At 37.1% G+C, this 13,975-nt stretch carries 12 protein-coding genes; 8 read left to right on the top strand and 4 right to left on the bottom strand.

Annotated features, from left to right (window positions below; translation table 11 throughout):
• The first annotated feature begins 159 nt into the window (after positions 1-159).
• Together dnaB and IPK91_08250 are read left to right on the top strand one after the other, a co-directional pair.
• Positions 160-1,659, top strand: coding sequence for a replicative DNA helicase (gene dnaB / locus IPK91_08255; protein ID MBK8297252.1), 1,500 nt, complete (start codon positions 160-162; stop codon positions 1,657-1,659).
• Positions 1,634-2,407: an rRNA pseudouridine synthase gene (locus tag IPK91_08250; GenBank protein MBK8297251.1), complete on the top strand. Its 774-nt coding sequence runs from the start codon at positions 1,634-1,636 to the stop codon at positions 2,405-2,407. Before dnaB ends, IPK91_08250 begins: the two co-directional genes overlap by 26 nt.
• A 57-nt stretch (positions 2,408-2,464) precedes the next feature.
• On the opposite strand, the gene IPK91_08245 is transcribed toward IPK91_08250, so the two are convergent.
• Complete coding sequence (locus IPK91_08245) at positions 2,465-2,854, bottom strand: DUF4783 domain-containing protein (GenBank protein ID MBK8297250.1); 390 nt, start codon at positions 2,852-2,854, stop codon at positions 2,465-2,467.
• Positions 2,855-2,963: 109 nt separating this feature from the next.
• Here IPK91_08245 and IPK91_08240 point away from each other — a divergent pair, with 109 nt between their 5' ends.
• The 6 genes from IPK91_08240 to IPK91_08215 all read left to right on the top strand — a co-directional run bounded on the left by IPK91_08240 (position 2,964) and on the right by IPK91_08215 (position 10,015).
• A complete protein-coding gene (locus IPK91_08240; GenBank protein ID MBK8297249.1) occupies positions 2,964-4,535 on the top strand; it encodes a 2,3-bisphosphoglycerate-independent phosphoglycerate mutase in 1,572 nt (523 codons plus the stop codon).
• An 8-nt stretch (positions 4,536-4,543) separates the two neighbouring features.
• Positions 4,544-5,557: a quinolinate synthase NadA gene (gene nadA / locus IPK91_08235; GenBank protein MBK8297248.1), complete on the top strand. Its 1,014-nt coding sequence runs from the start codon at positions 4,544-4,546 to the stop codon at positions 5,555-5,557.
• A gap of 45 nt (positions 5,558-5,602) precedes the next feature.
• Positions 5,603-6,427, top strand: a complete 825-nt coding sequence (locus IPK91_08230) for an outer membrane beta-barrel protein (protein MBK8297247.1) — start codon at positions 5,603-5,605, stop codon at positions 6,425-6,427.
• A gap of 388 nt (positions 6,428-6,815) precedes the next feature.
• A complete protein-coding gene (locus IPK91_08225; protein ID MBK8297246.1) occupies positions 6,816-7,724 on the top strand; it encodes an ATP-binding cassette domain-containing protein in 909 nt (302 codons plus the stop codon).
• Entirely contained in the window at positions 7,705-9,027 is a 1,323-nt protein-coding gene (locus IPK91_08220) for an ABC transporter permease (GenBank protein ID MBK8297245.1), read from the top strand. Before IPK91_08225 ends, IPK91_08220 begins: the two co-directional genes overlap by 20 nt.
• 34 nt (positions 9,028-9,061) lie before the next feature.
• A complete protein-coding gene (locus IPK91_08215) occupies positions 9,062-10,015 on the top strand; it encodes a hypothetical protein (protein ID MBK8297244.1) in 954 nt (317 codons plus the stop codon).
• 56 nt (positions 10,016-10,071) lie between these two features.
• Here the strand turns inward: IPK91_08215 and IPK91_08210 are convergent, their stop codons facing one another.
• The 3 genes from IPK91_08210 to IPK91_08200 form a co-directional block, all read right to left on the bottom strand.
• Complete coding sequence (locus IPK91_08210; GenBank protein ID MBK8297243.1) at positions 10,072-11,151, bottom strand: ferredoxin--NADP reductase; 1,080 nt, start codon at positions 11,149-11,151, stop codon at positions 10,072-10,074.
• Between the two features lie 66 nt (positions 11,152-11,217).
• Positions 11,218-11,616: a large conductance mechanosensitive channel protein MscL gene (gene mscL / locus IPK91_08205; GenBank protein ID MBK8297242.1), complete on the bottom strand. Its 399-nt coding sequence runs from the start codon at positions 11,614-11,616 to the stop codon at positions 11,218-11,220.
• A gap of 58 nt (positions 11,617-11,674) precedes the next feature.
• Complete coding sequence (locus IPK91_08200) at positions 11,675-13,927, bottom strand: aconitate hydratase (GenBank protein ID MBK8297241.1); 2,253 nt, start codon at positions 13,925-13,927, stop codon at positions 11,675-11,677.
• Positions 13,928-13,975 lie beyond the last annotated feature (48 nt).

Below are 13,975 nucleotides of genomic sequence, written 5' to 3'. Positions count from 1 at the left end.
TGTACATTAGAGGCAAGTTTCAACCGGACTAGTTTTCAACAGTTTTTCCACAGGATTTTAGCCTGTTTTAAACATTTTCGGTTTTCATATAAATATTTTTTATTATTTGTTGTATTTTACATTTGTGCCTGTTTACAACAAGAACCAGGGCTATTGACTATGGCGGAATCCATTAAAGATACTTTATCTATACAACGGGGGGGCTTTAAACCCAGACAAGCTGATCTGAGCAGTCTGGCTTATGAAAAAATTCAACCTCAGGCGGTTGAATTGGAAGAAGCCATCTTGGGGGCTATTATGCTGGATAAAGATGCCATTTCAGTTGTAATGGACATTTTGAAAGCGGATAGTTTCTATAAACCGGCCCATCAAAAGATTTATAAAGCCATGATTCAGTTGTTTCAATCCAATCAACCGATTGATACCCTGACGATTCGTGAAATCCTCCATAAGTCTCAGATTTTGGAAGAAGTAGGCGGATTAGCTTATGTCCTTGAATTGGCAAATAAAGTGGCTTCGTCTGCCAACCTGGAATACCATGCAAAAATTGTAGCCCAAAAATTTGTTCAACGTGAGTTGATTAAAATTTCGACCCTAACCATTCAGGATTGTTTTGAAGATACCAAAGACGTGTTTGACTTATTGGATTCTGCAGAACAAAGTTTATATGACATAACAGACAATTACCTCCGACGTGGATATGAATCGGTGGGTTCACTCATTATAAAAGCACAAAAAAGACTGGAAACCATGTCGCATCATGAATCCGGTTTATCAGGCATCCCAAGCGGATTTCCTGAATTGGATGCGATTACCTCGGGTTGGCAAAAATCAAACTTAATCATCGTAGCAGCTCGTCCGGGTGTTGGTAAAACGTCCTTTACCCTGGCACTGGGTAGAAATGCTGCCATGGATTACAATACCCCGGTGGCCTTGTTTTCTTTGGAGATGAATAATCTCGAGTTGGTAAACCGTTTAATTTCTATGGAAGCAGAAATTGAAGGTACTAAGATGCGAAATGGAAAATTGGATGATGACGATTGGACCCGTTTAAATCAAGTGATCAATAAACTGGGAGAATCACAAATTTACATTGATGATACTCCTTCTTTAAACGTATTTGAGTTGCGTGCAAAATGCCGCAGACTCCATCAACAATATAAAATTGGTTTAGTCATCATTGACTATTTGCAATTAATGACCGCAGGATCCAACGATAAAAAAGGAAACAGGGAACAAGAAATTGCTACAATTTCCAGAGCGCTTAAAGGTCTGGCAAAGGAAATCAACATTCCGGTAATTGCACTGTCACAATTAAACCGTGCAGCTGAAACACAAAGCAGGGAAAATCGCAGACCCCAATTATCAAACCTTCGGGAATCGGGTGCGATCGAGCAAGACGCAGATATGGTTATGTTTATTTACCGTCCGGATACCTACGAATTAGAGAATAATTATGAAATGCCAAAAGGCTATACCGAATTGATTATTGCAAAACATCGTAACGGTGCTACCGGAACGGTTGGAATGAAGTTTATTGACCACTTTGCAAAGTTTGTACCTTTGAAACAAAACTTTGATCCATTTGGCTCCACGACCGTTCCAAATGTAATTATCAAACAGTCCAAAATGAATGAAGAAGACGAAATTCCATTCTAAAAAAGAAATTAAAAAACCTGAAGCTGAACGCGAATTTCCTTTCAGACTTAATAAATATGTAGCTCATTGTGGAATTTGTTCGAGACGGGAGGCGGCTGAATTGGTTAAGTCTGGTAAAATCAAAGTAAACGATGCCGTACAAACCAATCCGGCATATGAATTACAGGAAAAAGACAAGGTGTATTATGAGGATAAATTAATCAAACTTAGTCAAACCCTTTTTTACATCTTGTTAAATAAACCCAAGAATGTCATTACCACTTTAAACGATGAACGCGGACGCAAAACGGTCTTTGATTTGATCAAGCAAGACATTAAGGATCGCGTATATCCAGTCGGAAGATTAGACCGCAATACAACAGGTTTATTGTTGTTGACCAATGATGGCGATCTCGCACAAAAATTATCCCACCCATCACATAAGATGAAAAAAATCTATCACGCCACGTTGGATAAAAATTTAACAAAAGCGGATATGGATAGAATATTAATGGGCGTGAAATTAGAAGATGGCATTGCAGAAGTGGATGGAATTGAATACGCCAATGATAAAAAAAATGAAATTGGTGTTGAAATTCATTCCGGTAAAAATCGAATCGTTCGACGCATATTTGAACACCTCGGTTATGAAACCATTAAATTAGATCGGGTTTATTTTGCAGGACTTACCAAAAAGAATATACCGCGCGGAAAATTTCGTCACTTAACAGATAAAGAAATTATCCAGCTCAAACACCTCAAGCATTAAAAATTAGAAAAACAATTTGCATTCGCGTGTTCTAGTAAGAAAGAATTAGCCTTCTCCTTAATTAACTTTATCAATTCGCAATTCCTGTACGAGGGTTTTCCCCTGAATGGTCTCTGCATAAATGTAAAACCGGAATTTTTTACCATTGGTGGATTCCATAATTGCAATTGCAAAATTGGAGTCATCCCCTTTTGAATTTCCTTTATGCATTGGAGTCATGGATTTTGGAGCATTTCGCTCTAAAAAAGCTTTAAGAGCTTTTAATGCGATGGTTTTATCCACAAATTCAATTTGATTGTCATAACAATATTCCATTTTATTGTCAAATAATACATTTAAGGCAACCAGGTCGACCTTGCGAATTGCTTCAAAAACGCCATTAATATTTTGACCAAAGGCCAATTGACTTAAAAACAGAAATACACAGATTCTTAAGATTCTCATCATCTTTTATTTATTAGTACCATTTAGACCGGGGTGCGTTCCTTAATTGCCTTAAAATTAAGTTAAATGAATGAAAACGGCTGTTTTTTTATTCAGAATAGTTTTTTAAAGAATGCTGAAAAGGAGGCAACTTTGCAATCCAAAAAATTGTTGGAATATTGTGTTTAAACGAAGTTTATTAGTAATTCTCGATGGTTGGGGAATTGGAAAAGTGCCTGAATCAAATGCCATACAACAGGCCAAGACGCCATTTTATGATCAATTGATCCAAAACTACCCGAACGCTCAATTATTAACCCATGGGGCTTTTGTAGGATTGCCTGACGGACAAATGGGAAATTCAGAGGTAGGCCACATAAATCTAGGAGCAGGCAGAATCGTCTATCAGGATTTAGTAAAAATCAACAAAGCCATCCAGGACCGTCAACTTGAAACCAATGCCGAATTTGTCAAATTGATCGAGTATTGCAATTCCAATCAAAAGCCCTGTCACCTGATTGGCCTGTTGTCCGATGGAGGAGTTCATAGCCACATTAGCCACTTTTTTGGATTAATTGATTTGTTAGAACAGCATATCCGGGTTCCGGTTTATCTCCATATAATCTCAGATGGACGGGATACGGATCCACACAGTGCCGTGCATTTTGTCACTGAAATGCAGGAATTTCTCAAAGACAAGCGAACTAAAATTGCAAGTTTGATTGGGCGATATTTTGCAATGGATCGGGACAAGCGCTGGGAGCGCATTCGAAAAGCATACGATCTGTATGTATTAGGCAAAGGAACAAAAGTTGACAATGCAATAGAGGCAATTGAACAATCCTATGCCGCAGGAATTACAGATGAATTTATAGAACCTTTTCGAATCCTAGATACTCCGGATGGATGCATTAAAAATGGCGATGCTGTCTTATGTATCAATTTCCGGACCGATCGGCTCAGGCAATTGACTCAGGTATTAAGTCAAACTGATTTTGAGGAGTACGAAATGAAAAAATTGCAGCTGCATTATGTTACCATGGCCCGATACGATGAATCTTTTGAAAAGGTCTCTGTATTATTTGATAAAACAGATGTTCGAAATACCCTTGGAGAAATGCTTTCACGTTATGGTTGTACCCAGGTACGGATTGCAGAAACTGAAAAATATCCCCATGTCAGTTTTTTCTTTTCAGGAGGCCGTGAAAAAGCGTTTAGTGGAGAAAAACGAATTTTAGTTCCTTCACCTAAAGTTCCAACCTATGATTTAAAACCAGAAATGAGTGCATTCGAACTTGCAGAAAAAACCAGTCAAATCATAACAGATGAATTGCCAGACTTTATTTGTTTGAATTTTGCAAATGCAGATATGGTTGGGCATACGGGTGTTTTTGCCGCTGAAATGAAAGCAGCAGAAACAGTGGATGCTTGTTTAGAAAAAATTATTCCACTTGCATTGAAGAAGGATTATGCAATTATTATTCTGGCAGATCATGGCAATGGAGAATACATGATAAATGAAGATGGTTCGCCGAATACGGCCCATACTAAAAATCCGGTACCTTGTATTCTTGTTTCCAACAATACGGCATTAAAAATTCATGATGGGATTCTTGCAGACATAGCTCCAACCCTTTTAAAAATTATGGCCTTGCCCATTCCAGTTGAAATGAATGGTAAAGTCCTTGTTGAATCTAAATCCTGATACAAACCATGGAATTTAAATCTAACTTACAAATAGAAGCTGATCTTTTTATCAAAGGATATCTTGATATTCAAGTGGATCCTGAATTGGATTTAATTGCAGAGATTAATAAATTAAAGAAAGAAAAAAATGCAGTCGTATTAGCTCATTATTATCAAGATCCCGATATCCAGGATATTGCGGATTTTGTTGGAGATAGTTTACAATTATCTCAGGAAGCAGCACGAACGCCTGCAGCCATGATCGCATTTGCCGGAGTTCATTTTATGGCGGAAACGGCTAAAATTTTATCTCCTCAAAAAAAAGTGGTCATACCGGATTTAAAAGCGGGCTGTTCTTTATCAGACTCATGTCCGGCTCCTGTGTTTGCTAAATTCAAGGAACAATATCCGGATCATGTTGTCGTGAGTTATGTTAATTGTACTGCTGAATTAAAAACGCTTACGGATATTTGTTGTACATCTAGCAATGCAGTCCATGTAGTAAATAGCATTCCTAAAGATCGCGGAATCATTTTTGCGCCAGACAAAAATTTGGCTGCATACATTGAAAAGGTGACCGGAAGACACATGGTAAAATGGGATGGAGCCTGCATGGTGCATGAAATTTTTTCAAGAGAGAAAATTACCAAGCTTAAAATAAAACATCCGGAAGCAAAAATCATTGCACATCCTGAATGTGAAGAACCGGTACTTGCTTTGGCGGATTATATCGGATCAACCAGTGGCTTATTAAAATTTGTTCAATCCAATGCATCCGACTCATTTATTGTTGCAACCGAAAGTGGCATTCTTCATCAAATGCAATTGAAATGCCCCAACAAAACTTTTATTCCAGCGCCTCCAAACAATCTGTGTGCTTGCAATGAATGTCCGCATATGAAACGAAATTCTCTGGAGAAACTCTACCTTTGTATGAAATATGAATTGCCTGAAGTTCAATTATCAGAATATGTAATCCGGGAAGCTCGCAAAAGCATTGATCGAATGCTGGAAATCTCCGCACAAGCTGGTCTCGGATAAAATAAGATTGAAAATAAATCGTTTGTTGGTAGATAATTCAGCCGGATGCATTTTAAATACAAAATTTATTTAATAATTCTTGCCCTTCCATTCGTACTAAATGCGCAAAAGGGCTTTGAAGCAGGGGTTTGGGCCGGCTCCGCCAACTATTTTGGTGATTTAAATAATTTATACCGTCTCAATGAACCCGGATTGGCTGGTGGAATTATGGGTCGTTACAATTACAATACAAGGATTTGTACCAAATTGCAATTAAACTATTTACGACTTCGGGCTCAGGATTCGAAATCAAACAATGCTTTTGATTTAAGAAGAAATCTAAGTTTCTTTTCAAATGTAATTGAAATCGCTCCAAGTATGGAATTCAATTTTTTTAGTTTAAAGCATGGCTCCAAGGATGATAATTTAACACCCTACCTCATGGCCGGATTCAGCGTTTTTTATTTTAGTCCAAAGACGAATTACCAGGGACAAACCTACAGTCTCAGAAATTTAGGCACGGAAGGCCAATTACCCGGACAAGAATACAATGAAATTAGCACCGCTTGGTTGGTGGGAGGAGGTGTCAAGTTTGACCTAAATGCGGCGTGGAGTATTAATGTTGAACTAGCTTATAGAAAAGCAAAAACAGATTTCTTAGATGATGTCAGTGGTTTTTATCCGGATTATATCGAACTTTTAAATAACCGGGGCGATGTGGCAGTGCAATTAGCAGATCGTTCGGAAGTCACGGTGGATAATTCTAAAATTGGTTTGAGCGGCACACAACGCGGAGATTCAAAAGACAAAGATGCCTTTGTATCTTTAGGAATCAATCTGGTTTATTATTTTGGTAAACTGCGATGTCCTGATTTATCAATTCCCAAATAGTAGCTATTTAGCTGTAAAGCGCTGTTTAGTCTATAGGAGTCTTTTGTTTTTAGCTATTTAGCAGTAAAGCTATTAAGCTAATAAACCATAAAGCTGATTCGTTGTTAAGCAGGTAAAAGACTGTATAAAAATTAGAAATTGGATGTAGGTTCAACTTGTGCCTAGCCAGGGTAATCAGCAGTCTGCAGTCAAAAAATGAAGAAGCTAATAAGCAATAAAGCTGATTAGCTTGGAGTTAACAGTCAGATGAAAGCATACTAAAAACCAAGTTCATAAATTTTCAACATTGCAGTATTGTAGAATTGCAGAATTCTTTGTCCTCTTCTTCCGTAAGACTCCTATCTACAGACTCTTATTTCTAACTATATTCGCATCCAAATAGGATGTGATGGCAGATTTATTAAGGCTTGAAAATGTAGTCAAAGAATACGGCAACCTTAAAGCCGTTGACCATGTGAGTTTTAGAGTCCCCGAATCTTCAATTGTAGGTTTATTAGGTCCAAATGGAGCGGGGAAAACCTCATTGATCAGAATTATTACAGGAATTACTCAAGCCGACTCTGGAAATGTGTTGTTGCATGAGAAAGACATTTACAAAATCAAGGATCCTTCCGTTGGATATATGCCAGAGGAGAGGGGTTTGTACAAGAAAATGAAAGTTGGAGAACAGCTTATTTTTTTAACCCGCCTGAGAGGTCTTTCCAAAGAAGATGCAGAAAAAAACGTGGTTTTTTGGATGAAGAAATTTCAAATTGAATCCTGGTGGAACAAAAAAATAAATGAATTATCAAAAGGGATGTCTCAAAAAGTTCAATTCATCGCTACCGTGAGTCATAATCCGAAATTAATTATTTTGGATGAACCTTTTTCTGGTTTGGATCCAATCAATACCAATTTAATTAAAGATGAAATCATTCGGTTAAAAGACGAGGGTGCAAGTATTTTGTTCTCAACACATCGGATGGAACAAGTGGAAGAAATGTGTGAACACATTGTTTTAATCAATAAAGGTAAAATAGTCCTTAATGGGGAAGTGAATGAGGTTCGAAATTCATATAAAGAGAATATTTTTGAACTCACTACTTCCAATACCATTCCAGAAGAATTTTTCGAAGAATTTGAATGCAGTATTAAAAAGGAACGACATTACCTTATTAAACTAAAACAACAGCAGTCAACGAATGATATTTTAAGTTGGCTATTGCATCATGAAATCAATTTAGTTTCATTTAATGAATTGTTACCAACATTTAATGAAATATTTATTAAAACTGTAAATGAAACCAGCCATGAATAAATTGGGCTTGATCATAGCACGCGAATATCTTACCAAGGTTAAAAACAAGAATTTTATTTTTACAACCTTGCTAACACCCTTAGGATTTTTAATCTTCTTTATAGTAATAGGTGTAATTTTTAGTTATGAAGGTTCGAAAACCTATCGCATCGCGCTTTTAGATAAGAGTGAAATGAATATTAAATTTCCGGATTCAACCAAGAAATTTAGTTTTATTAAAACAACGGAGACTCTTGAACAATTAAAGACCAAATATAAAAATGGTGAGTTGGATGGGATTTTGGTTTTGCCTAAATTTTCCGGAGTTGATGTGAATGCCTATACGGTATATTATCATTCCGATAAAGCAATGGATATTGAAATTGAGTCCAGTCTCGAAAAATATTTGCAAGATGGCGTAAGAAATTACAAAATCCAATTGATGAATCTACAAAATGAACAATTGGAAAAATTGAAAACTGACATTGCGATTGATCCGGAACCGGTATCCGATACAGAAAAAGATCGTTCGAGTTATACGGATAAAATAGCTACCATGTTAGGAGGCATTATGGGTTATGTAATTTTCTTTATTATCTTTTTGTACGGTGCTTCCGTAATGCGTTCTGTGGCTGATGAAAAAGTAAGTCGTATTGTTGAAGTAATCATTTCTTCTGCCAGACCGGTTGAACTCATGTTGGGTAAAGTCATAGGAGTTGGTTTGGTTGGCTTGACTCAAATTGTAATTTGGTTGGTATTAATTCCGCTGATTTATTTTCTGGGAATGTCCATTGCAGGGATTGATACACAACAATTGCAGGAAGTGAGTCAAACAATGGGCCAACAGGCACCCATGGATACGGATGAGCTGGCACAAATCATTCGCGAAGTAGGCGCCATGAATTGGTGGCGTATTTCTGTTTTGTTTGTATTTTATTTTGTAGGCGGTTATTTTATTTATGCCTCTATGTTTGCAGCGATCGGTGCAGCTTCCGGAGACGATATAAATGATGCACAATCCTTGACCATACTTGTTACCATTCCCATTTTATTGGCTATGTATGTTATGTTTCAGGCAATCCGGCTGCCAGATAGTTCGTTAGCAATGTTTGCATCCTTGTTTCCATTTTTTAGTCCAATTGTAATGCCTGCCATGTTGGCTTTCGATCCACCCTGGTGGCAAATTGCGTTGTCATTGGTCTTGCTTTTTGCGTTTAGTTATTTTATGATTTGGATTGCTGCACGGATTTATCGTACCGGAATTTTAATGTATGGTAAAAAAGCAAGTATAAAAGAATTGGGCAAATGGATTTGGAGAGGTTGATTCTAATTTCGTCCAATCTTTGCTTTATTAAACCATGAAAATTAGTGGATTCACCTTCATGAGGAATACAAGTACTTTGTATTACCCTTTTCTGGAATCCATCCAATCGATATTACCCATTCTAGATGAATTTGTAATCGCGATGGGAGATAACGATCCCGATGATCAAACAGAATTCTTGGTACGAGGATTAAATTCTGATAAAATTAAAGTTATCAAGACGTTTTGGGATTTGGATAAGTATAAAAATGGAACCATCTATGCGCAACAAACGGATTTGGCAAAAGAAGCTTGTACCGGTGATTGGTTGTTTTACTTACAATCAGATGAAGTGGTTCATGAAAACTATTTGGAACCCATTGTAACACATTGTAAGAACTATTTAATGGATTCCTCGATTGAAGGATTTTTATTTGACTACAAACATTTTTGGGGGGATTACAACCATTACATTCAATCGCATTGTTGGTATCCACAAGAAATTCGCATCATTCGCAATCGAAAGGATATTCATTCGTACGGGGATGCACAGTCTTTTAAATCAATTGAACATTTTGATTATGTAAACTATCGAACCAAAATAGGAACCCGAAAGTTGCAAGTAAAAAAAATACCCGCCTCCATTTATCATTATGGATGGGTAAGACCTCCTGAATGCATGCAAACTAAATCAAAAGTGATGGACGGTTTTTACCATGATAAACAAAAGGTACAAGCCAGTTACAATGCCAAACCGATGCATTTTGATTATGGAAATATGAGCAAACTCACACGTTTTAAGGAAAGCCATCCTGCAGTTATTCATTCATTTATTGAAAAATTTAATTGGGCAGAACAGTTAAACTATTCAAAGGATTACAAACCAAAACGGGCTTTGTTAAAACATGAAAAAATCAAATACAAAATACTCAGTTGGATTGAACAAAAATTATTAGGCGGCAAGCAATTATTTGGTTATTCGAATTGGGTGATTTTGAAAAACCAGTAATTCAAGAAGCGGACTTATTATGCTTCAAATTTTAGAAAATTTGAACTTACAAATTCCTAATATTTAATTTCAATTAATTCTGTTAAAGGCCTGGATTGGCAAGTAAGTATGTACCCCTGTTCGATTTCTTCTGGTTCAAGTGCCAGGCTAACATCCATATGCACATTGCCTTGAATAATTTTAGCCATGCAGGTAGAACACGCACCGCTGGAACAGGAATAAGGTGGATCTAATTTAGCATCTAAAATGCTGTCTAAAATCTTTTTATTACCAGGAACTTGAAGTTCGTGTGTTTTATTATTTAAATGTACAATTAAGCGAACTGAACTTAAATTTGAAATTTTAGAATCACTTGATGGATGCAGCGGTATTGTAAAGTATTCTGCATGCACCGCTTTAGGATCAATATTGGAAAGTAATAAATTTTCTTTAGTACCTTCTATAAAATCACCAGGACCGCACAGGTAGTATTGGGAATTTAAATTGCGAGGAGGATATTTTTCGAAGAATTTCTGAATAGAATCTTTATTGATGCGACCTTTTAATCCTTCCCAAATTTTCTTTTTACTTGCTAAAAAAGGAAGTAAATTTCCTTTTAATCTGCTTAATGTAAATTCAACATAAAACTGATCCTGATACTTTTTGCTTAAATCAATCAGCTGTTTATGAAACATAATGTCTTCTTCGGTTCGGTTTCCATAAAACAGGTAAACATTTGATTTTGGCTCATTTTCCAACAAAGATTGGATCATTGAAAAAATAGGAGTGATACCACTGCCTGCTGCAAAGAAGTAATAATTCTGTCTTTTTTCTGAATCTGGTTTAATAAAGAAATGACCTTCAGGACCTGATAATTCCAGGGAATCACCGGCATTAAGTTTATCAAAAATAAAATTTGAAACAATGCCATCATCTACTTTCTTAATGCTAATACTGATTTCATTCTGACCGGGGGCAGAACTCATCGAATAGGATCTGCGATATTCTTTGTCTTTAATTGTTAATTTAAGAGTCAGATGTTGACCCGGATGAAATGTATTAAATTCTTCAGGTAATTCAATTGCTTTGAAATGTAAGCTGACGGAATCTTTGGTTTCAAAGGTTTTTTCTGAGACCGGAATTTTGTAAAAATGCATGACCCTTAATCGATTTAATACAAAACCGATAAATCTATGATTTGTTTAGGCTGCAATGGAAATGGTTTATTTTTTCAACAAATCTCTGATTTCAGTCAACAGATCGTCTGTAGTGGGTTTAGGCAAACCAACAGGTTCTACAAATTTGATTCGGTTTACAAACTTTATAATCAAAAACATTACAAATGCGATAATAAGGAAATTGATGAATGCTGAAATCATCCGTCCATAAAGAATGGCAGACTCTGAAGTGGTCACTTTACCATCCGGACCTAAAATTTCAGGCGACAAGACCCATTTGGCTTGCGCTAAATCACCCATTTGAAAAATTTGGCCAACCAATGGCATGATGATTCCATCAACAAATGCTGAAGTAATTCCTCCGAATGCTGTAGCCATTACTAAACCGATGGCGATGTCAATCAAGTTTCCCTGAAGTGCAAATTTTTTAAATTCTTTAAACATGATCTATGTTTTAAATTAAAGAGCCACTCTTCAAAAATACAGTTAAAAAACAATTTGACTATGAATTCACCAATTCCTGGCGAATTTTATTTAAGGCAGAGCCTTCTTTTATCCATTGAATTTGTTGAAGGTTGTAGGTATGCGCAAGATCAAACGATTCTTCTGAACCATCAGAATGTTTCAATACCATTTGAAAGTTTTTACCTGGAGTCATAGAATCCAATCCAATTAAATCAATTTGATCATCCTGTCTTATTTTATCATAATCTGCCGGATCGATAAATGTTAAAGCCAGCATGCCTTGTTTTTTCAAATTGGTTTCGTGAATCCGGGCAAAGGACTTCACAATAACAGCTTTAACACCTAAATAGCGGGGCTCCATAGCAGCATGTTCACGCGATGAACCTTCACCATAATTTTCTTCCCCAAACACGACAGTTGATATACCTGTTTTTTTATACAATCGCGCCGAATCAGGAACGGCCGAATATTCATTACTTACAAAATTTAATACCTTGTTACTTTCGCCATTAAAAGCATTGATCGCTCCGATAAAACAATTGTTGGAAATATTCTCCAAGTGTCCGCGGAATTCTAACCAAGGGCCAGCCATTGAAATATGATCGGTAGTACATTTTCCTTTTGCTTTTATCAGAATGCGCATATTTAACAATTCTGACGATTGAATCGGTTGAAAGGGTTGTAGTAGTTGAATTCGTTGACTTTGAGGATTGACCAGGACTTCAATAAATTCCGAATTGGCAGCGGGAGCTTCAAATCCGGCATCAGCCACTTCAAATCCAAACACTGGAAGTTCTACACCAAATGGTGGGTCCAGTTTAACCAATTCGCCGTCTTCATTTTTTAAGAAATCCGTCAATGGGTTAAAGCTTAAGCTGCCTGCAATCGCAAGCGCCGTAACAATTTCAGGGGAAGCAACAAAAGCATGCGTACTGGAATTGCCATCATTTCGTTTTGAAAAATTGCGATTAAATGAGGTAATAATCGAATTTTTTCGGTTGGGATCATCCATGTGTCGTTTCCACTGACCGATACACGGGCCGCACGCATTTGCCAGAATCACGCCACCCATTTTTTCAAAAGATTCAAGGATTGAATCCCGATCCACGGTATATCGGATTTGTTCAGAACCAGGGGTTACTGTAAATTCTGATTTAACTTTTAAATTTTTAGAAACTGCTTGTTGCGCAAGAGATGCTGCACGAGATAAATCTTCATAAGATGAATTGGTGCAAGATCCAATCAATCCAACTTCTAGTTTATCCGGATAGTTGTTTTCTTTTACCGCTTTTGCAAATTGTGAAATGGGCCAGGCTAAATCGGGTGTATACGGACCATTAATATGAGGTTCCAAACGATCTAAATCGATTTCTATAACCTGATCAAAATAAGTAGCCGGATTTTGATAACATTCCGGATCTCCGGTGAGATCATCTTGAATTCGGTCACAAAGATCCGCAACTTCTGCACGATGGGTTGCCCTTAAATAGCGGCCCATCGATTCATCATAACCAAATGTTGAAGTCGTTGCACCAATTTCTGCGCCCATATTGCATATAGTTCCTTTCCCGGTGAAGGAAAGTGAACGAGCACCGTCTCCAAAATATTCTACAATGGCACCAGTACCCCCTTTTACAGTTAAAATTCCGGCAACCTTTAGAATAATGTCTTTGGAAGAAGTCCAACCCGATAATTTACCTTTTAAATGAACGCCAATAATCTTAGGCATTTTTAATTCCCAGGCCATACCGGTCATTACATCCACAGCATCCGCACCACCAACTCCTATGGCAACCATGCCAAGTCCTCCAGCATTGGGTGTATGAGAATCCGTTCCAATCATCATCCCACCAGGAAATGCATAATTTTCTAACACAATCTGGTGAATAATCCCAGATCCAGGTTTCCAAAATCCTATTCCGTATTTATTGGAGATCGATTTCAGAAAATCATAGACCTCTTTATTTTCACTATTTGCAGTACTTAAATCTCTGCTAGCCCCATTTTCAGCAAGAATTAAGTGATCGCAATGGACCGTTGAGGGCACCGCTGTTTTGCTTTTACCGCAGGTCATAAATTGCAATAAGGCCATTTGGGCCGTTGCATCTTGCATGGCCACGCGATCCGGGGCAAAAAAGACATAATCTTTTCCGCGCTGGTATTCTTTTAATGGAGAATCTTCGTGTAAATGGCTGTATAGGATCTTTTCTGTAAGCGTTAAGGGTCGGCCCAAGCTTTGTCTTATCAAATCAATGCGTTCACTCAGACGGGCGTAATGGCTTCTGAGCATATCTATATCAAATGGGGAAGTATTCATAAAATGGCTATTGGTTTAATT

The sequence above is a fragment of the Saprospiraceae bacterium genome, assembly GCA_016712145.1.
Taxonomy (GTDB): Bacteria; Bacteroidota; Bacteroidia; order Chitinophagales; family Saprospiraceae; genus Vicinibacter.
The sequence above is the reverse complement of the archived record's forward strand: the minus strand, read 5'-3'. Positions and strand labels throughout refer to the sequence as shown.